General features: G+C 70.1%; 16 protein-coding genes. 5 read left to right on the top strand and 11 right to left on the bottom strand.

Features of this window, described 5'->3' with window-relative positions:
- Window position 1 precedes the first annotated feature (1 nt).
- The 3 genes from ACZ61C_RS38205 to ACZ61C_RS38215 all read right to left on the bottom strand — a co-directional run bounded on the left by ACZ61C_RS38205 (window position 2) and on the right by ACZ61C_RS38215 (window position 3,509).
- Window positions 2-1,057: an AAA family ATPase gene (locus ACZ61C_RS38205; protein ID WP_465312791.1), complete on the bottom strand. Its 1,056-nt coding sequence runs from the start codon at window positions 1,055-1,057 to the stop codon at window positions 2-4.
- 16 nt (window positions 1,058-1,073) lie between these two features.
- Window positions 1,074-2,477 (bottom strand): VMAP-C domain-containing protein, encoded by a 1,404-nt coding sequence (locus ACZ61C_RS38210; protein ID WP_465312792.1) that lies wholly within the window; start codon window positions 2,475-2,477, stop codon window positions 1,074-1,076.
- 141 nt (window positions 2,478-2,618) lie between these two features.
- The gene (locus ACZ61C_RS38215; protein WP_465312793.1) at window positions 2,619-3,509 is read right to left on the bottom strand and encodes an effector-associated domain 2-containing protein; all 891 of its coding nucleotides are present in this window, start codon (window positions 3,507-3,509) and stop codon (window positions 2,619-2,621) included.
- 116 nt (window positions 3,510-3,625) lie between these two features.
- Here ACZ61C_RS38215 and ACZ61C_RS38220 point away from each other — a divergent pair, with 116 nt between their 5' ends.
- The 5 genes from ACZ61C_RS38220 to ACZ61C_RS38240 all read left to right on the top strand — a co-directional run bounded on the left by ACZ61C_RS38220 (window position 3,626) and on the right by ACZ61C_RS38240 (window position 8,594).
- On the top strand, window positions 3,626-4,831 hold the full coding sequence (locus ACZ61C_RS38220; protein WP_465312794.1) for a low temperature requirement protein A: 1,206 nt from the start codon (window positions 3,626-3,628) through the stop codon (window positions 4,829-4,831).
- A 100-nt stretch (window positions 4,832-4,931) separates the two neighbouring features.
- The gene (locus tag ACZ61C_RS38225; RefSeq protein ID WP_465312886.1) at window positions 4,932-6,227 is read left to right on the top strand and encodes an acyl-CoA dehydrogenase family protein; all 1,296 of its coding nucleotides are present in this window, start codon (window positions 4,932-4,934) and stop codon (window positions 6,225-6,227) included.
- A gap of 22 nt (window positions 6,228-6,249) precedes the next feature.
- Window positions 6,250-7,452, top strand: coding sequence for an acyl-CoA dehydrogenase family protein (locus tag ACZ61C_RS38230; RefSeq protein WP_465312795.1), 1,203 nt, complete (start codon window positions 6,250-6,252; stop codon window positions 7,450-7,452).
- 47 nt (window positions 7,453-7,499) lie between these two features.
- On the top strand, window positions 7,500-7,715 hold the full coding sequence (locus tag ACZ61C_RS38235) for a hypothetical protein (RefSeq protein ID WP_465312796.1): 216 nt from the start codon (window positions 7,500-7,502) through the stop codon (window positions 7,713-7,715).
- Window positions 7,716-7,766: 51 nt separating this feature from the next.
- Window positions 7,767-8,594: an N-acetylmuramoyl-L-alanine amidase gene (locus ACZ61C_RS38240; protein WP_465312797.1), complete on the top strand. Its 828-nt coding sequence runs from the start codon at window positions 7,767-7,769 to the stop codon at window positions 8,592-8,594.
- Here the strand turns inward: ACZ61C_RS38240 and ACZ61C_RS38245 are convergent.
- The 8 genes from ACZ61C_RS38245 to ACZ61C_RS38280 form a co-directional block, all read right to left on the bottom strand.
- The gene (locus ACZ61C_RS38245; protein ID WP_465312798.1) at window positions 8,583-9,644 is read right to left on the bottom strand and encodes an alpha/beta fold hydrolase; all 1,062 of its coding nucleotides are present in this window, start codon (window positions 9,642-9,644) and stop codon (window positions 8,583-8,585) included. The two genes, ACZ61C_RS38240 and ACZ61C_RS38245, sit on opposite strands and share 12 nt — an antisense overlap.
- 113 nt (window positions 9,645-9,757) lie before the next feature.
- Window positions 9,758-10,603 carry an SDR family oxidoreductase gene (locus tag ACZ61C_RS38250; RefSeq protein WP_465312799.1) on the bottom strand — a complete coding sequence of 282 codons (846 nt, stop codon included), beginning with the start codon at window positions 10,601-10,603 and terminating at the stop codon, window positions 9,758-9,760.
- 59 nt (window positions 10,604-10,662) lie between these two features.
- A complete protein-coding gene (locus ACZ61C_RS38255) occupies window positions 10,663-11,175 on the bottom strand; it encodes a GNAT family N-acetyltransferase (protein WP_465312800.1) in 513 nt (170 codons plus the stop codon).
- A 40-nt stretch (window positions 11,176-11,215) separates the two neighbouring features.
- Entirely contained in the window at window positions 11,216-12,370 is a 1,155-nt protein-coding gene (locus tag ACZ61C_RS38260; RefSeq protein WP_465312801.1) for an acyl-CoA dehydrogenase family protein, read from the bottom strand.
- Window positions 12,367-14,343: an acetyl-CoA carboxylase biotin carboxylase subunit gene (locus ACZ61C_RS38265; protein ID WP_465312802.1), complete on the bottom strand. Its 1,977-nt coding sequence runs from the start codon at window positions 14,341-14,343 to the stop codon at window positions 12,367-12,369. Before ACZ61C_RS38265 ends, ACZ61C_RS38260 begins: the two co-directional genes overlap by 4 nt.
- A gap of 2 nt (window positions 14,344-14,345) precedes the next feature.
- Window positions 14,346-15,959, bottom strand: coding sequence for a carboxyl transferase domain-containing protein (locus ACZ61C_RS38270; protein WP_465312803.1), 1,614 nt, complete (start codon window positions 15,957-15,959; stop codon window positions 14,346-14,348).
- Window positions 15,960-16,098: 139 nt separating this feature from the next.
- Window positions 16,099-16,911 carry an SGNH/GDSL hydrolase family protein gene (locus ACZ61C_RS38275; protein ID WP_465312805.1) on the bottom strand — a complete coding sequence of 271 codons (813 nt, stop codon included), beginning with the start codon at window positions 16,909-16,911 and terminating at the stop codon, window positions 16,099-16,101.
- Window positions 16,912-17,126: 215 nt separating this feature from the next.
- Window positions 17,127-17,516, bottom strand: coding sequence for a hypothetical protein (locus ACZ61C_RS38280; RefSeq protein ID WP_465312806.1), 390 nt, complete (start codon window positions 17,514-17,516; stop codon window positions 17,127-17,129).
- Window positions 17,517-17,519 lie beyond the last annotated feature (3 nt).

Below are 17,519 nucleotides of genomic sequence, written 5' to 3' on the forward strand. Positions count from 1 at the left end.
GTCAGGACTCCGGCGACGCGAGCTGCTGCCAAAGGGCGCCCACCACGCGTCGCCAAGACTCACCGTCCTTCTGGTACGCGCCCGACGTCGCCAGGTAAACGGCATCAAGCAGCTTGTCCGCCGGTGGTGCCCCCTTGGCCTTGCTCACCTCCACGAACTCCTCGATCAGCGTGGACCGGTACTCGTTCTCGGGATCGAGGGCGTGCGCGACGGCCATCGCTGCCAGCTGCTCGGCGGTCGGGGCCTTCGTCTTGTAGGTGAGGCAGCGCCGCAGGAAAGCCGGCGGGAATTCGCGCTCGCCGTTGCTGGTGATGACGACGATCGGAAACGCGGCACAGCGAACCCGCCCGCCCGCCACCTCGGCGGTCTGGTCCTGGTCGGCCGTGAAGACGTCGACAACCGGCGTCCGGCGCGCGGCGCGAGCCAGTTCGGGAACGGTGAACTCACCGTCCTCGAACAGGCTGAGCAGGTCGTGCGGCAGATCGGAGTCCGACTTGTCCAGTTCGTCGATGAGGAGGACCCGGGGCAACCGGCGCGGCAAGAAAGCCGTGCCCAGCATGCCCAAGCGCAGGAAGTCCCCGATCGGCGGCTCTTCGGAAGGGCCACCGGACGACGCCTGTCCCACCACCCGGGTGCTCGCCGCCTGCGCGCGACCGATGGCGTCGTAGTCGTAGAGCCCTGACTTGAGCGTGGTGTTCGACGTGATCGGCCACCGGAGCACCCGGCCGAGGCGGAGTTCACGGCTGATCCGGTACGCCAGGCTGGACTTGCCGCTGCCCGGCCTGCCCGTGACCAGCAACGGCCGACGCAGGTGGATCGCCGCGTTGACCATTTCGATCTCGTGCGGGTCGACGTGCAACGCCGACCGCTCTTTGCGGCCGAGACGCCGGTCGGTCTCCCCTTCGTCCTCGGGCACGACGTCGGTTTCCGGCAGCGGGCCGCCGTCGAAAGTGCGCCACGGCGGCGCAGGCGGAAGCAGTTCGGCGAGCCCGATGTCCTGCAGCGGATGGCCCGTGCCGCGATAGATGCACCACGCCGCTCCGTCGTGGTTTTCCACCCCTGTCACCGGCGACTCACGCCCGCGCAGGACGATCGGACGCGTCGCCGACCAGTCGTCCCGGGTCGTCCCACAACACCACCAGATCACGGAGAATGTCAGTGTCGAACGGTACTTCCTGCTCCGAGAAAATTGCTTGACGCGATTGTTGCGTCCGGTAAGGCAATTCTCTCAGGCCATTAGCACCGACGATCCACGATACCACCTCGCGCAAGTCTTCCACACCGGCAGTCGGGTGCCAGACGAGAATCGGCAATCCTGCGCGCAATGCAGCGAAGAGCTGATCTTGCCCCGGCACCGGGCTGACCGGCGGAGACTCGGTCAGCACCATCATCACCCAGTGTTCGTCACTCAGGATGGCGTCCAGCCGGTGCGGCTCCTCCGTGTCCTTCTCATGACAGAAATACACCCGATCGACGGACGGGTCCGCCTCGAGCACCCGCCAGCGCAAACGCCACCGCCGATGCCACTGACGGGTTTCCAAGCGTTCAAGTGAACGAATCACGATCGGGTAGCTGATGAACAGCGGACTGGGATCACCCGAACGGCGGTCAGTCGACCAAGAATGCACGGGCAGATTGAGCAACGTCCGCGGCAGCACGAACTCGATGGCCACCTGCGCGGCCAGCCCCGACCAGTACTTTTCGGCCGCGCCGACGAGGTCTCCGACCTCCGCTTCCAGCTCGTCCGCACGGACCAACCGGCTCTCCCCCTGCGGCGGGGGCCACTCCTCGGGGTCGTCCTGCCGCCACGGGGAAATCTGGTACCGGCCCGCCTCGATGCCGTCCGGTTCGATCGCGATGACCAGGTGCAGTCTTTCCACCTCCCCGGCAGCTCGGTGCTCAGACCGCAGCCGTCGCAATGCGGCGTCCAGCCGGAGCCGCCGGGCCTGCCCGGTCGTCCACTCCATGAGCTCGGCGCCCAGCCGGTCGCCGCACTCAGCGCCGATCAGCTCGACGAAGACCAGGGCGGGCGGCAGCTCGCCGGGCGCCGCGTTGAAGTCCGCAAGATCGGAGAACGCCGTCCAGGCGTCTTCATACCTGGGCGGCGGCACGGCTGCGTCACGGGCGGCTCTCCGGACCGCCGCGGCGAGCCCGGGAGGTGCGAGCCCGGTGAGCTGACCGCGGATCCGGTGCTGCTCCGTCACCGGGATGACGTCCCGCAGCCAGAGGGAGGACACCAGCCGGCGAAGCTCGGCGCATTCGGGAGTTCCCGGGCGCATCAGCTCGAACACGTCCGCCAGGACGTCCATCCCGTCGTCGAACCGGCCGCACGCGTTGACGAGCTCGAGCAGCTCGTCCCGCGGGGCGAGCTGGTCCGAAAAGGTGAACTGGCATTCCAGGACGGTCTCGAGTTCCCCGACCAGGAGCGCACGACGTGCTTTGTCGTGGGCGAAACCGGCGGCGGCCAACACGTCCACCAGCGCTTTCCGTGCCGCCAGATTGACCCGGCGTCGCCGCGAAGACACCTGACGAACCACCTCCCGCCCCCGCGAAGCGCCCCGAAGATCGTGAGTTTACCTATTCACCGGCCCGGCAAAAGGGCAAATCCTGGACAACGATCATCCGGGTCCGGCGGGCAGGCTCTCGATGATCTTGGCGAGTTCGCGCACCTGCGGCGAGTCGGGTTCCAGGGTGCGCACCGCGGTGAGCAGGTCCGGCAACCCGCCGTCGAACCGCTGGCAGGTGCGAGCCAGCGCGATGACGTGCAACCGGTCTTCGGAGTGGTACGGCACGATCTCGGCGATCTCTCGCCGTGGGAGCAGTTCCAGCACCAGCCGGCGGCCTTCGACGTTCCGCACGCAAGGTACGGCGAGCAGCGCCTTGACCAGCGCCGGGAAGTCGCCCTTGGGCACCAGTCCGGCGAACCCGTTCACCGTCACACCCGGCAGACGCAGCCAGGCGTCGGCCTTCGTCTCCTTCACCGCCACGGAGACGCGGCGGTATGAGCCGGCGTCGGCGGCCGGGTCCGCGCAGACCACGTCACGGAAGATCGTCTCGGAGACGACCAGTGCCAGCGGCCCACTCGACTTCGCCAGCGCCTCCTTCACCACCGGCGCTTCGAGCAGCCGGAACGTGAAGCTCGTCGCGTCGCTGACCGTGCCGTTGCTCGTCTGGTAGACCTCGCCCGCGTGGAGCGCCACGCGCAGGCGCATGGTGGCGGGGTCGGCGTGGATCTCGTTGTAGCGGCGCAACTCCGCGAGCAGGCGATCCGGCAGCAAGCCGACCAGGTCGGCTTTCGCCACCTCGGCCGGCAGCTGGATCATCGCGCCGTCGCCGGTGTTCTCCATGAAGCAGACGTCCCACGGGACGCCCGCGTCGGCGAACGACGTGCGCATGATCCGCCAGAACCCGTCGTTCATCGCGCGCCGGTGGGCAACGGTCCTCCGCGGATCGTTGTAGCCCGCGATGTCCACGGCCATGATCGTCCGGTGCAGCGCAGCTGACGGCACGACACCTCCCCACGTCCCGGTCCCATTGTCCCAGACGCATGCACGCCCGGCCATGTTCGCGGGCAGCGTTACCGGGAAAGCGGGGCTCCTTGTCCTTGTTTCGTCCATAATTCGGCGTGCCCACGAGACGACTGCACCTGGTGAGCGCGGATGAGGACCACCGCGTCTCGACCATCGAGCTCTTCTTCGACCTGGTCTTCGTCTACGCCATCACCCAGACCACCCAGCTGATGGCCGACCACCTGAGCCCGCTCGGGGTCGGGCAGGGGGTGACCATGCTCGCCGTCCTGTGGTGGTGCTGGTGCTCCTATGCCTGGCTCGGGACCACCATCCACGTCGACCACGGGATCGCGCGGCTGGCGATGTTCGGGGCGATGGCCGTGATGTTCCTCGTCTCGCTCACCATCCCCGAAGCCTTCGTCGACTTCCCCGGTGGGCTGTACGCGCCCGCGCTCTTCGTTGTCTGCTACGCGCTCGTGCGGCTGTTGCACCTCGTCGCCTACCTCGGCGCCGCGAAGCACGATCCCGGGTTGCGCAAGGTGCTGCTGCGGATGTTCGTCGGGCTGCTGCCGAGCGTTGTCCTGCTGGGGATCGCCGCCTTCCTGAGCGGGCCGTGGCAGCTCGCGCTGTGGGGCGTCGCGTTGCTGGCCGACTACCTCAACGTCTACTTCGCCGGGCCCGAAGGCTGGCGGCTGAACTCGCCCGCGCACTTCGCCGAGCGGTTCGGGCTGATCGTGATCATCGCGCTCGGGGAGTCGATCGTCGCGATCGGGATCGGGATCGGGGCGCTGCCGATGTCGTGGCTGGTCACCGGGGCCGCGGTGTGCGGGCTCGCGCTGGCCGCCGGGATGTGGTGGACCTACTTCGACGTCGTCGCGCGCGTCTCCGAGCACCGGCTGACGCGGGCGACCGGCGTCGAACGGGCGAAGCTCGCCACGGACTCCTACACCTTCCTGCACCTGCCGCTGATCGCCGGGATCGTGCTCGTCGCCCTCGGCCTGAAGAAGTCCTTCCTCTACATCGCCGACACCGAGCACCACACCCCCGGCGAAGCGCTCCACGGCGTGCCGATCTGGACGCTCACCGGCGGGCTCGCGCTCTACCTGATCGCGCTGAGCGCCCTCCGCAAGCGCAACCTCGGCAGCTGGAACCACCAGCGGCTGGTCGTCGGCGTCCTGCTCGTCGCGGCGACGCCGCTGCTCGAACACGTGCCGGCCGCGGTGCTGCTGCTGATCGTCGCCGCGGTGGTGCTCGGGCTCATCACCTTCGAACGGCTTCAGTTCGCGGAATGGCGCAAGCAGGTGCACGCCGACCACTCGTAAGTGAGCCCACACTGGCGCGCAGCCCGATACCGCGTTAACCTACTCACGAGTAGGTAACGGGATGGAGGGCCACATGGCTGCGCCAAGGAAACGGGACGCGATGGGCTGGGGCCTTTCCGCGCTGACCCGGCTGGCCGGGAGCAGGGTCGTCGACCGGGCGGGGCTGCGCAAGCCCATCGAAGGCCTGGTCACCGCGGGGACGCGCAACGGCTTCCGCGTCGCCGGCGCGGCGACCCGGTCGTTCAAGTCGGTGCAGAAGCTGGGCAAGCCCGCCCGGCTCACGCCGGCCGCCGACACCGGGCTGTTCGACCTCACGCCGAGTGAGGACCAGCAGCTCATCGTCGAGACGGTGACGGAGTTCGCCGCCGAGCAGCTGCGCCCGGCCGCGGCGGACGCCGACGCCAAGCTCGAGGCGCCCGAAGGGCTGCTGAGCCGGGCCGCCGAGCTGGGCATCAGCCTGGTCGGCATCCCCGAGGAGCTCGGCGGGGTCGGCACCGAACGCTCCGTCGTCACCAACGCGCTTGTCGCGGAAGCGCTCGCGCACGGGGACCTCGGCCTGGCCGTGGCGGTGCTCGCGCCGTCCGCGGTCAGCACCGCGCTGGTCAGCTGGGGTGACGAGCAGCAGCAGGCCGACTACCTGCCCGCGTTCGTCGGCGAGAACGTGCCCGCCGCGGCGCTCGCGCTGCAGGAGCAGCGAGCGCTGTACGACCCGTTCAAGCCCGCGACGAAGGCGCGTCGCACGCCGAAGGGCTACCAGCTCGACGGCGTGAAGTCGCTGGTCCCGCGCGCGGCGCAGGCCGAGCTGTTCATCGTCTCGGCCGACCTCGAAGGCCGCGGACCGGCGCTGTTCCTCGTCGAGTCTTCGAACGCCGGGGTGACGATCGAGTCCGAGCCGGCGATGGGCCTGCGCGGCGCCGCAACCGGCAAGCTGCACCTGGAGAAGGTGTCGCTGCCCGCGGGCGCGCTGCTCGGCGGCGGCAAGCTCGACGTCTTCACCGACCTCGTCCGGCTGTCGCGGCTGGGCTGGGCGGCGCTGGCCGCCGGCACCGCGAAGGCCGTCCTCGACTACGTCGTGCCCTACGTCAACGAGCGCGTCGCGTTCGGCGAGCCGATCAGCCACCGGCAGGCGGTGGCGTTCTCGGTCGCCGACATCGCGATCGAACTGGAAGGTTTGCGGCTGGTCACGCTGCGCGCCGCCGCGCGGGCCGAGCAGGGCAAGTCCTACGCGCGGGAGGTCGCGCTGGCACGCAAGCTCGCCGTGGACAAGGGCATGCAGATCGGCAGCGCGGGCGTGCAGCTGCTCGGCGGGCACGGCTTCGTGAAGGAGCACCCGGTCGAGCGCTGGTACCGGGACCTGCGGGCCATCGGCGTCATGGAAGGCGCCGTCCTTCTCTAGGCTTTCGCGAAAGGCGTTAACGATGATCAACCTGGAAGCTCCCAAGAAGGCCGGTGCCCTGGTCAACCAGGCGTACCAGGCCGCGGCCGAGGTGTTCCGGCCGATCTCGCGCAAGTACGACCGCGCGGAGCACACCTACCCGGCCGAGCTGGACATGTTCGCGGCGCTGCTGGACGGGCTCAACTCCTCAGGCGAGGGCGGCGCGGGCGCGGCGGGCGTGCGACGGTCCGGTCCTGACAAGGAAAAGGGCAACCGCAACGGCGCGAACCTGAACGTCGTCCTCGGCACGATCGAGATGTGCTGGGGTGACGTCGGCCTGCTGCTGTCGATGCCGCGCCAGGGGCTCGGCAACGCGGCGATCGGCTCGGTCGCGACGGACGAGCAGCTCGAGCGCTTCTCCGGCATGTGGGCGGCGATGGCGATCACCGAGCCCGCGTTCGGCTCGGACTCGGCGGCGGTCGGCACGACGGCCCGCCTCGACGGCGACCACTACGTCCTGAACGGCGAGAAGATCTTCGTGACCTCCGGCGAGCGCGCCGACGCGGTGGTCGTGTGGGCGACGCTCGACAAGACCAAGGGCCGCGCGGCGATCAAGTCGTTCGTGGTGGAGAAGGGCACGCCGGGGTTCGAGGTGGTGCGCGTCGAGCACAAGCTCGGCATCCGCGCCTCCGACACGGCGGTGCTGCGTTTCGAGAACTGCCGCGTCCCGGCGGAGAACCTGCTGGGCACACCGGAGATCGACACCGCCAAGGGTTTTGCCGGCGTGATGCAGACGTTCGACAACACGCGCCCCCTAGTGGCGGCAATGGCGATCGGCGTGGCCCGGGCGGCGCTGGAGGAGACGCGGCGCATCCTGTCCGAAGCCGGCGTCACGATCGACTACGACCGCCCGGCGAACACCCAGCACGCGGCGGCGGCCGAGTTCCTCCGCCTGGAGGCCGACTACGAGTCGGCGTACCTGCTGACGCTGGAGTCCGCGTGGATGGCGGACAACCGCAAGCCGAACTCGCTGCAGGCGTCGATGGCGAAGGCCAAGGCGGGCCGCTCGGTGGTGGAGATCGCGCTGAAGTGCGTCGAGTTGACCGGCGCCTACGGCGAAGAGTCGCTGCTCGAGAAGTGGGCGCGGGACGCGAAGATCCTCGACATTTTCGAGGGGACGCAGCAGATTCAGCAGTTGATCGTCGCGAGGCGCATTCTCGGGAAGTCCAGCGCCGAACTGAAATGAGCGGTGGGCGGTCGGCCTCCAGTACTCTCGCGGTCCGGAGGCCGATCGTGACCGAACCCGTCGAGACCCAGGTCGCCATGGTGTACGAGCCCGGCGACGTCACTCCGATCAAGACGCCCGCAGAGTGGGACGCCGAAGGCTGGGACGCCGATCGGCAGCAGCCCAAGAATCTCGAAGAAGCCCGCGCCGCGCTCGCGGCCCGGATCGCCGCACATGACGCGCCCGAAGCGGACGCCGGCGCCTACGACGCGCTGGAGGGCTGAGCCCTGTACGTCCCGTGGCTCGTCGACGCCGCTCGCAGCACCGGCTATCCCGTGGTCGAGGTCGCCGGGTGGCAGACGCGCGGGCACGGCGGGATGCGCGTCGTCGAAGGGGTGGTCGGGCACCACACCGCCACCGCCGATTCCGCGCCCGGGGACTACCCCTCGCTCGGCATCGTCACCCACGGCCGCCCCGATCTCGCCGGGCCGTTGTGCAACCTCGGGCTCGGCCGCAGCGGGACGATCTACGTTGTCGCCGCCGGGTGCGCGTACCACGCCGGTGCGTCGCGCTGGCTCGGGTTCTACGACCTCAACGACGAGTTCCTCGGCATCGAAGCGGAGTCCGCGGGCGCCGGCGTCTGGACCGAAGCGCAGCTGGACGCCTATCCGAGGCTGGTCGGCGCGCTGCTGCGGTACATGTCCCGCGGCGTCGAGCGCTACGCCGGTCACAAGGACGTCTGCGTTCCGCCCGGCCGCAAGATCGACCCCGTCGGCATCGACACCGCATGGCTCCGCGAGCGGGCCGCCAACCCGTCGGGCGCCGGGCCCGTCGGACGCGCGGAGGTCGAGATCCTGGAGCGCATCACCGTCACTCCGCCGGACAACGGTGAGCACATCGTCCGTGTCTTCCTCTCCGGCGGCGCCGGAGCGGCGGTGGTCGTCCGGCCGCGGCTGGGCGGCGACGGCACCGCGCGGCCGATGTGGGTACCGGGCATCTTGGCGTGGGGCTCGGACCACACGGGCATCGGCCACGACCCCGCGCAGAGAGCGGGCTACGACGCGAAGCTGACGTCGCACCGCCGCTACGAGCTGCCCGGCGCGGTGTGGGCCGACGTCCGCTACAGCGCGGCGGAGCCGTTCGAGATCGACCTAGTCGGCTGAGATCCGGTCATCGAGGAATTCGTCCAGGTAGCGCCACGTCGTGCCGCGGGCCTTGCGACCGGTCAGGACACCCAGGTGACCGCCCGGAGCCGTCTTGAACCGGACCTCGGGCGCCTTGTCCAGCAGCTCCATGACCCGCTCCACCGACGGCCGGGGCGCGATCGTGTCGTTCTCGCCCGCCACCACCAGTGTCGGCACGCGGACCGACGACAGCGAGATGATGCGGCCGTTGAGGTCCACCTTGCCCTCCGCCAGGTCGTTCGTGCGGAACAACCGGTGGTACAGCTGGCCGAACGTGCGGCCCGGGTAGGCGTACATGTTGCTCATGAAGTGGTCGACCGCCTCGATCTGGGCGAGGTAGTCGCGGTCGTCCAGGTGCGAGAGGATCGCGATCGGCTTCGTGATCTCCTTGCTGATGCCCGTCGCGCGGAACACGCGGCTGACCAAATAGGACGGTGCACCGCCGAACGCCCGGTAGATCGGCGTCAGCAGGTGGCCGCCCGTGAGGTCCACCAGCGGGCGGAACGGCGCGACGATCGGGATCGCCGTGAAGTCCACCGGCGAGCCGATCGCGGTGATCGACGCGATCGGGAGGTCCGGCTGGTCGGCGTTCACCAGCAGCGAGAAGATCCCGCCGAGCGACCACGACACCAGGTGCACGGCCTGCCCGCCGTTGTCCGCGCTGACCTTGCGGATCGCGCGCGGCAGCACCTCGTCGATCCAGTGCTCGATGCCCAGGCGCCGGTCGGAGAAGGCGACCATGCCGTAGTCGACGAGGTAGGCGTTGCGCCCGTCCTCGACCAGGTGCTCGATCAGGCTGCAGCCGCGACGCAGGTCGAAGCAGATCGCCGGCGCGGCCAACGGCGGCACCAGCAGCACCGGCGGCCCGGACACCGTGCCGCCGCTGTGCGTCATCCGGTACACCGAGCGGTTGGGGCCCTGGTCGATCAGCACCCGCGGCATCGGGCGCAGGTCGGCAACGCCGCCGTGCAGCACCTTGCCGACCACGTTCGACGCCGCGGCGGCCAGCCGTGCGGGCGGTGAAACCATTTTCTCGAGCCTCCTGCGACGTCCCCCGGGCACTTCCGGCCAATCTTGCCGGGTCTGGCCGGTGGACTCAACACCCGCCCCGTCCAATTCGGACAGACGCTAGGCCGTCCGAGTTACTCCGGGGCCGTCCCGGGAGCGCTCTCCGCGGCGCGCGCCTCGTAGTCCGCGCGAGCCGGGGAATGGGCCGCTGAAGCCAAAAGTCGGTCCGCCTTCAGGGCTCGCGCGAGCGCTTCGGCGGCTCGCCGCGGGAGCAGTCCCGTGAGTTTGCCCATAGGACCCAACGAGCGGGGCACGAAGACGTCGAACCGGGGCTTCCGCAGCGTCGCCACGATGGCGTCGGCGACGTCTTCCGCGCGCACCGACTTGAACAGCTTCGCCTCGCCGAGGCCGCTCGCGAGCTCCGTCCGGACGATCGCGGGCATCACGCACGAGACGTGCACGCCGGTGCCGTGCAGCTCCAGGTGCACCGCTTCGGACAGCCCGACCACGGCATGCTTGGTCGCGCAGTACGTCGCCGCGCCCGGAAAGCCCGCTTTGCCCGCGAACGACGCGACGTTGACGATGTGCCCGCTGCGCCGTGGCCGCATCCGCTTCGCCGCCTCGCGCGTGCCGTGGATGACCGCGTGCAGGTTGATCTCGAGCTGACGCCGGGTCGTCGCGTCGCTCTCCTCTTCGAGCAGGCCCAGCGGCATGATCCCGGCGTTGTTGACCAGCACGTCGATGCGGCCGTGGCGGCGCTCGACCTCGTCGAGGAACTCCGTGAAGCCGCGGGTGTCGGTGACGTCCAGCGGCAGCGCCTCGGCGCCCAGCTCTCCGGCGGTTTTCTCGGCCCGGACCTGGTCGAGGTCGCCGATCACCACCCGCGCGCCCAGGCGAGCCAGCGCCGACGCGGTCGCCGCGCCGATCCCCTGCCCGCCGCCGGTGATGACGACGACCTTGTCCGCGAGCGTCTCGGCCATGGCGACTCCTTCGTCTGTTGGCACCGCGCCAACAGTGTCGCTCGCGAAACCCGATCGCGCTACCCGACGCGTTGCTCCAGCACCTGGCCGACCCACTCGTCCACGGAAAACCGGACGGTCGGTTTGAAGCCCTGGCCCTCGTAGTAGCGCTGCAGGGCGCCGTCGCCGCCCGCCCAGCAGTCGACCCGCACGAGGTCGATGCCGCGCCGCCGCGCCTCGTCGAGCGCGTACTCGATGAGGCGCGCGCCGACGCGCCGGCCCGTGAACCGCCGCGACGTGATCAGGAACCGGACGTACAGCTCACGCTCGTCCACAGCGGGCACGTGCGGGTCGCGCTCTTCGGACACGATCAGCGCGCCGGCGGGCTCGCCGTCGACCATCGCGATCCGCAGGCCGGGGTCGGCGGCCATGCCCGTGACCCGCTCGACGCGCTTCGGGACACCGCTCCACGGCTCGGTGCCCCACTGCCCGGCGCTGCCCCGGGCGACCAGCCATTCGACGGCTTCGTCGAAGAAGCGCAGCAACGTGCCGACGTCCCCAGAGTCACCCGATCGGATGACGGTGTTGTCCATGCCCCTTGTCTACCGGACGGCGGGCACGCGCGGGCCGCTTTCAGGCGACTCCGAGGTGGCGCGAGATCAGCATCTTCTGGACCTCGCTCGTGCCCTCGCCGATCTCGAGGATCTTCGCGTCGCGGTAGAAGCGGCTCACCGGGTACTCGTTCATGAACCCGTAGCCGCCGAAGATCTGGGTCGCGTCGCGCGCGTTGTCCATCGCCGCGTTGGACGCCACCAGCTTCGCGATCGACGCCTCCTTCTTGAACGGCTCGCCGCGCAGCATCTTGGACGCCGCCTGGTAGTAGGCCAGGCGCGCGGTGTGCGTGCGGACCTCCATGTCGGCGATCTTGAACTGGATCGCCTGGTACTCGCCGATCCGCTTGCCGAACGCCACGCGGTCCTTCACGTACTGCAGGCACTCGTCCACACAACCCTGCGCCAGGCCGACCGACAGCGCGGCGATCGCGACGCGGCCCTCGTCCAAGATGGACAGGAACTGGGCGTACCCGCGGCCCCGCACGCCGACCAGGTTCTCGACCGGGACGCGGACGTCCGAAAAGGACAGTTCGTGCGTGTCGGAGCAGTTCCAGCCGACCTTGGAGTACTTCGGCGCGACCTCGAAGCCCGGGGTGCCGGACGGGATGAGGATCGCCGAGATCTCCTTGCGGCCGTTCTCCATCACGTCCGTGACGGCGGTGACCGTGACCAGCTTCGTGATGTCGGTGCCCGAGTTCGTGATGAACGCCTTGCTGCCGTTGACAACCCACTCGTCGCCGTCCATCGCGGCACGCGTGCGGGTCGCGCCCGCGTCCGAGCCGCCACCCGGTTCCGTCAGGCCGAACCCGCCCAGCGCCGTGCCCTCGCACAGCGACGGCAGCCACTTTTCCTTCTGCTCCTGCGTTCCGAAGCGGAAGATCGGCATCGCGCCGAGCGAAACCCCGGCCTCCAGGGTGATCGCGACCGACGAGTCGACCCGGGCGAGCTCCTCCAGCGCCAGGCACAGCGCGAAGTAGTCACCGCCCATGCCGCCGAACTCCTCGGGGAACGGCAGGCCGAACAGGCCCATCTCGCCCATCTTCGCGACGATCTCGTACGGGAACGCTTCTTTCTCGTACAGCTCGCCGATCACGGGCGCGACCTCGGCGTGCGCGAAGTCCTCGACCGTCTTGCGGAGGGACTCGTACTCCTCGTCCAGGCGGAAGTCGATCACTGCTGCTCCTCTTGGGGCGTCACTACGGCAAGGGTTTCGTCCAGCGCGACCTGTTGGCCGGCCCGGACGGAAAGTTCGCTGACCACGCCGTCGATCGGCGCGGTGACCGTGTGCTCCATCTTCATCGCTTCGACCACCAGCAACGGCGTCCCGGCCTTCACGACGTCACCCGCGGCCACCTTGACGACGAGCACCGTGCCCGGCATCGGGCTGGTGACCGGCCCGGCGCCCGCGGCCTCACCCCGCGCCGAGAGCACGAACTCCTGCTCCCCGAAGGGAAAGCTCAGTCCGTCGCGGGCGAGCCAGACCGTCCGGTCCGGACCGCAGGCCTGGCGGTAGCGGTGGAACCCACCGGCCTGCCGGACCTCCAGGACGTCACCCTCGCGACGCGCGGAGACCTCCACCGGCGCCGTGTCGTCGACCTGGACGACCGCGGCCGACGGCGTGCCCTGCACCCGGACCACGGCTGTGGCCTGGCCGGACTTCAGCCGGAACGTGACCCCGCCGGAACCGCCCATCCGCCAGCCGTCCGGGATGTCCCACGGGTCCACAACGGACCCTGACGGCTGCAGCTCCAGCAGCCGGTCCAGCGCGGCGGCGACGAAGAACTCGGCCGGGACGTCCGAAGAGACCAAAGTGGACAATCGGCGATCGACGAGCTCGGTGTCGAGACGTCCGGCACGGACGTCCTCGTCAGCCAGCAACCCGCGCAGGAACGCCGTGTTGGTGCCGACGCCCAGCAACGCCGTGTCGGCCAGCGCCCGGTCGAGCCGGTGCAGCGCCGCCGCGCGGTCCGGGCCCCAAGCGATGACCTTGGCGAGCATCGGGTCGTAGTTCGAGCCGATCACCGCGCCGCGCGTCATCCACGAGTCGACGCGGACGCCGTCGCCGGACGGCTCGTGCACCGCCAGCACCGTCCCGCCGGTCGGGATGAACCCGCGCGCCGGATCCTCGGCGTACACCCGGGCCTCGACGGCGTGTCCCTTGAGGACGACGTCCTCCTGCGCGACGGAGAGGTGCTCGCCGGCGGCCACCCGGACCTGCCACTCGACCAGGTCGAGGCCGGTGACCAGTTCCGTGACGGGGTGCTCGACCTGCAGCCGGGTGTTCATCTCCATGAAGAAGAACTCGTCCGGGTCGTGCGCCGACATGATGAACTCGACCGTGCCCGCGCCGACGTACCCGACCGAGCGCGCGGCTTCGGCCGCCGCTGTGCCCATCTTCGTGCGCGTGGCCTCGTCCAGCAGCACCGACGGCGCTTCCTCGATGATCTTCTGGTGCCGCCGCTGCAGGCTGCACTCGCGCTCGCCGAGGTGTACGACGTGGCCGTAGGTGTCGGCCATGACCTGGATCTCGATGTGCCGCGGGGTCGTGACGAACCGCTCGATCAGCAACGTGTCGTCCCCGAAGGAGCTCTTCGCCTCCCGCCGGGCCGACTCGATGGCGGCGTCCAGCTCCTCGGGAGCGTGGACCAGCCGCATGCCCTTGCCGCCACCGCCGGCGGACGGCTTGATCAGCAGCGGATAGCCGACACCGGCCGCGGCGGCGGCGATGTCGCCGTCCACATCGGACGCGCCGGGCACGACCGGGACCCCGGCCTTCGACACCGTCGCCTTGGCGCGGATCTTGTCGCCCATGGCGTCGATCGCGCCGACCGGCGGCCCGATGAACACGAGCCCGGCGGCTTCGCAGGCCCGCGCGAACTCGGCGTTCTCCGCCAGGAAGCCGTATCCCGGGTGCACGGCCTGCGCGCCGGAAGACACCGCGGCGTCCACGATGGCCGGGATCGAAAGGTAGCTGCGGGCGGCCTCCGCGGGCCCGATGCGCAACGCCGTGTCCGCCTCGCGGACGTGCCGGGCGTCGGCGTCCGCGTCACTGTAGACGGCGACCGCGCGGATGCCGAGGGCCCGCAGCGTGCGGATGACCCGGACCGCGATCTCGCCGCGGTTGGCGACCAACACTGAGTCGAACATGCTCACATCCGGAAGACGCCGTAGTTGACATCGGACAGCGGCGCGTTGGCCGCGGTGGAGAGCGCGAGACCCAGCACCGTGCGGGTGTCCACCGGGTCGATCACGCCGTCGTCCCACAGCCGCGCGGTGGAGTAGTACGGGCTCCCCTGGGCCTCGTACTGCTCGCGGATCGGGTCCTTGAAGGCCTCTTCGTCCTCGGTGGACCACTCGCCGCCGCGCGCCTCGATCGAGTCGCGCCGGACCGTCGAGAGGACCGACGCCGCCTGCTCGCCGCCCATCACGGAGATCCGCGCGTTCGGCCACATCCAGAGGAACCGCGGCGAGTACGCCCGGCCGCACATCGAGTAGTTCCCGGCGCCGAACGAGCCGCCGACAACGACCGTCAACTTCGGCACCCGCGCACAGGCGACGGCGGTGACCATCTTCGCGCCGTGCTTCGCGATGCCGCCGGCCTCGTACGCCTTGCCGACCATGAAGCCGGTGATGTTCTGCAGGAACAGCAGCGGGATCGAGCGCTTGTCGCACAGCTCGATGAAGTGCGCGCCCTTCATCGCGGACTCGGCGAACAGGACGCCGTTGTTCGCGACGATGCCGACCGGGTGGCCGTGGATCCGCGCGAACCCGGTGACCAGCGTCGAGCCGTACTCCTTCTTGAACTCGCCGAAGCGGCTGCCGTCGACGATCCGCGCGATCACCTCGCGCACGTCGTACGGCGTGCGCGGGTCGGTCGGGACGACGCCGTACAGCTCCGCGGGGTCGACGGCCGGCGCTTCGGTCGGCAGGACGTCCCACGGGCGTGGGGTGCGCGGCCCGAGCGTCGAGACGATCGAGCGGACGATCCGCAGCGCGTGCGCGTCGTCGTCGGCCAGGTGGTCGGTGACGCCGGACTGGCGCGAGTGGACGTCGCCGCCGCCGAGCTCTTCGGCCGTGACGACCTCGCCGGTCGCGGCCTTCACCAGCGGCGGGCCGCCGAGGAAGATCGTGCCCTGGTTCCGGACGATCACGGCCTCGTCGCTCATCGCCGGGACGTACGCGCCGCCCGCGGTGCAGGAGCCCAGCACCGCGGCGATTTGCGGGATGCCGCGCGCGGACATCGTCGCCTGGTTGTAGAAGATCCGGCCGAAGTGTTCACGATCCGGGAAGACCTCGTCCTGCCTGGGCAGGAACGCGCCGCCGGAGTCCACCAGGTAGACGCACGGCAGGTTGTTGTGCAGCGCGACCTCCTGCGCGCGCAGGTGCTTCTTCACCGTCATCGGGTAGTACGTGCCGCCCTTGACGGTGGCGTCGTTCGCGACGACCACGCATTCTCGGCCGGAGACGCGCCCGACCCCGGTGATGATGCCCGCGGACGGCGCTTCGTCGTCATACAGTCCGTTCGCTGCCAGCGGCGAGAGCTCGAGGAACGGCGAACCCGGGTCCAGCAGCGTGTCGACGCGGTCGCGCGGGAGCAGCTTGCCGCGCTCGACGTGCCGGGTGCGCGACTTCTCGGGGCCGCCCAGGCGGGTGGCTGCCAAACGTTTGCGGAGGTCCTCGACCAGCTCCGCGTGCGATGTCGCATTGCGGGCGTAAGCCTCGCTGTCCGGGGCTGCAGACGTCCCCAGTGCCGGCGTGTCCATGGGCTCCCTCGAAGTTAGCGGTCGTTAACCTCCGGTCCGATGTTAGCGACCGCTAACGTGGGTGTCCAGTCGCCGGATTGCGGCAAAGGGCCCCCTCGCGGACATGCCGGCCGCGAGGAGGCCCTTCAGGACGTGAGGTTCAGCCGATCGCCGCGCGCAGCGGGGCGTAGTAGCCGCCCGACTGCCCGGCCGGCGTCGGGTGGTAGGACTCGACCACCGGCCAGGTGAGGCTGTGCAGGTAGTCGTCCGCCGACGAGCAGATGTTGTGGCCGGCGAAGGACGGCCGGACGTCGACGAACGTCGCCCCGGCCGCCGAAGCGCGCTGCTGGAGCACCGACGCCAGGGTGTCCGCGCCGGAGTTGATCGCCGAGCGCTTGGTGTCGCTGAGCCCGACCCAGCAGGAGCCGGGCACGGTGTAGAAGCGCGGGTAGGACAGGACGACGAGACGCGCCCCCGGCGCCTTCGCCTTGATCGCGTTGTAGGTGTTGGTGAGCAGCCCCGGCAGGGTGTTGTTGACGTAGGTCTTCGCCGTGTTGACCCGGTTGACGCAGTCCGAGTCGCTGCCCAGCGTGCAGGTGGTGATGACGTCGGTGAACCCGGCGTCGTTGCCCCCGACGGTGACGGTGACCAGCGTCGCCCCCGCGGGAATCGAGTTGGCCTGGTTGATCACGTCGCCGGTCTTCGCTCCCGAGCAGGCGAGGAAGGCGAACGATGTGCCGCTGTGGGCGTTGGCCCAGAGCTGCCCATACGCGTTGGAGCTGCGGTAGCAGCTCCCGGAGCTGCCGTAGCTCCCGGCTCCGGTCCCGGAGGAGTAGGAGTCGCCGAGCGCGGCGTAGACGGTCCCGGCGGCCTGGGCGAGGCCCGTGACGCCGAGGGTGGACAGGACGACGGCCCCCAGGGCCGTGCTCAACCGCAGTAGTGGACGCAGGAACTTACGGGTGCGAACAGCCATGGTCACTCCTCTGTGACAGAGCCGACCGAAGTAGCACAGCAGGTGCAGCTCCCACGAGGAAGGACGATTACCTGTAAGTAACTCTCTTGGCTCACGACTTAAGTGCGGTGACCAGCAACTCGAGCGCGGCGACCGGCAACTCGGGGGCCGGACCGGCAACGGAACCGCCGGAAGATGCCGCCGGAACCGTTGCCGGTCCGGCGGCATCCGGCCCATCAACCAGCGCGGCGCTCGTGCAGCTCGCCCGCCAGCTCGCGGCCCATCAGGCCGCCGAACAGGCCGGCCGCGACCCCCGCGACCAGGCCGCCCGGCCCGGCGATCAGCATCCCCGGCAGCAGCCCGGCCCCGATCGCCCCGACGACCCCGCCGAAGGTGCTCACCGTGCCCAGGCTCATCGGCGGGCGCTCCGGGTGCCGGTAGTAGTACTCCTCCACCGGCGCGGTCTCGACGCGCTCGTCGTCGGCCTCCGGGACCGCCCGTTGCCCGAGCCAGACGGACTCCGGCACGACGATGTACCGCGGCAGCCGCGGCGACCGGTACAGGCCGGCTCGCGCCCGGGCGGCGCGGAGCGACAACCTCGGCCGCTCGGCGATGCTGACGCCCACGTG

Source organism: Amycolatopsis sp. NPDC104587, assembly GCF_055583645.1.

What these genes read in the sequence shown, in the direction of transcription:
- ACZ61C_RS38225 (WP_465312886.1), top strand. Translation starts at nt 4,932, where the DNA reads ATGGGCTGGGGCCTTTCCGCGCTGACCCGGCTGGCCGGGAGCAGGGTC.
- ACZ61C_RS38230 (WP_465312795.1), top strand. Translation starts at nt 6,250, where the DNA reads ATGATCAACCTGGAAGCTCCCAAGAAGGCCGGTGCCCTGGTCAACCAG.
- ACZ61C_RS38245 (WP_465312798.1), bottom strand. Translation starts at nt 9,644, where the DNA reads ATGGTTTCACCGCCCGCACGGCTGGCCGCCGCGGCGTCGAACGTGGTC.
- ACZ61C_RS38250 (WP_465312799.1), bottom strand. Translation starts at nt 10,603, where the DNA reads ATGGCCGAGACGCTCGCGGACAAGGTCGTCGTCATCACCGGCGGCGGG.
- ACZ61C_RS38255 (WP_465312800.1), bottom strand. Translation starts at nt 11,175, where the DNA reads ATGGACAACACCGTCATCCGATCGGGTGACTCTGGGGACGTCGGCACG.
- ACZ61C_RS38265 (WP_465312802.1), bottom strand. Translation starts at nt 14,343, where the DNA reads ATGTTCGACTCAGTGTTGGTCGCCAACCGCGGCGAGATCGCGGTCCGG.
- ACZ61C_RS38270 (WP_465312803.1), bottom strand. Translation starts at nt 15,959, where the DNA reads ATGGACACGCCGGCACTGGGGACGTCTGCAGCCCCGGACAGCGAGGCT.
- ACZ61C_RS38275 (WP_465312805.1), bottom strand. Translation starts at nt 16,911, where the DNA reads ATGGCTGTTCGCACCCGTAAGTTCCTGCGTCCACTACTGCGGTTGAGC.